General features: G+C 39.0%; 1 protein-coding gene. It reads right to left on the reverse strand.

All coding sequences use genetic code 11. The annotated features are described in order from the left end of the window. Positions 1–1168: CitMHS family transporter (locus tag RB298_RS22850; RefSeq protein ID WP_486048712.1), on the reverse strand; the 1168-nt coding region annotated here is incomplete at its 3' end. Positions 1169–1322: the final 154 nt, after the last annotated feature.

Genomic DNA, 1322 nt, shown 5'->3' on the forward strand with positions numbered 1-1322 from the left:
GCACTAAAGGGGATAGAGGAAACCCAGTTGTGGAATGTCCCAATAAAGCTGCTCGTCCTATTTCTACAGGGTCTACACCAAAATTAGCTGCTGTATGGCTAATAACAGGTAAAATGCCAAAGTAATAAGCATCAGGTGAAAATACAAAGCTAAGAGGAAGGCTCGTTATTGCTACAACTAGGGGAAGGTGAGAGCCCAGCCATTCAGGAGTGAGGCTGACAATGGTATTAGCTATGGCATCCATCATTTTTGTTTCTGTAAAAACGCCTGTAAAGATTCCGGCTGCAAAAACCAATGTACTAACCATTACAAAGCTGTTTGCATGACTTAAGATTCTTTCCTGCTGTTCTTTTGGATGAGGAAAATTAACAAATAAAGCAATGGCAAAAGCAATAGCAAACAAAATTGGAATAGGGAGTATGTCTATGATCAAGAGAGTCATTAAGCACAGTGTCAATAAGGCATTAAACCAAAAGAGTCTAGGTGGCTTCCCAGGGATTTCATGAACTGAAAGCTGTTCAGCAAAAGCCATTGATGCACCTTTTAAATGAATGGTTCCTAAGCGCGCCTTCTCTCTCTTTCCGAGTAAGTATGCTGAAAATAAAGTCCACATCAATCCCGCTGCCATAGCTGGAATCAGAGGGTTAAATAGATCCGATACTTCTAATTGTAAACTTGCTGCGGCTCTTACGAGAGGACCTCCCCAAGGAATCATATTCATAACACCTGCGCTTAAACTAATAACACAAGCCAGTATTAGTCGGTTCATTCCCAGTTTTGTGTACAAAGGAAGCAAGGCGGAAACTGTAATTAAAAATGTAGAAGAGCCGTCTCCGTCCAAGCCAACAAGCATTGTAATAACGGCAGTTGCCATTACGACTTTTAAAGGATCTCCTTTCACAATGTTTAGGATACGAGAAATCATAGGATCAAATAAACCGACGTCAATCATTAGTCCAAAATATAAAATAGCAAAAACGATCATAATGGCCGTAGGAGCTACTTTTAAAATACCATTCATCATCATATCGCCCATATCAGCACTAAAACCTCCAATTACACCAAAGAGGATAGCGACAAAAATAAAAGCAACAACCACGGACAAGCGTTTACTGATGACAAGAAATAGAAAAGTCGCAATCATTCCAAACCCTAACAAAGAAAGCATTAGCCATCACCCCTCAAAAAGTTAGAATATTCCATCAATTTATATTATAGCACTACATTTAATGTTAAAGTTTGGTATTTTTAAATAAGATAACTTTAAGCTAAAAAAGCCGCCTTATAGGCGACTGGTTTAAGCTAGGTCAGCTGTTATAGAC

This window comes from Priestia sp. BR_2 (assembly GCF_041954005.1).
Classification (GTDB): Bacteria; Bacillota; Bacilli; order Paenibacillales; family Paenibacillaceae; genus Paenibacillus_AQ; species Paenibacillus_AQ lautus_A.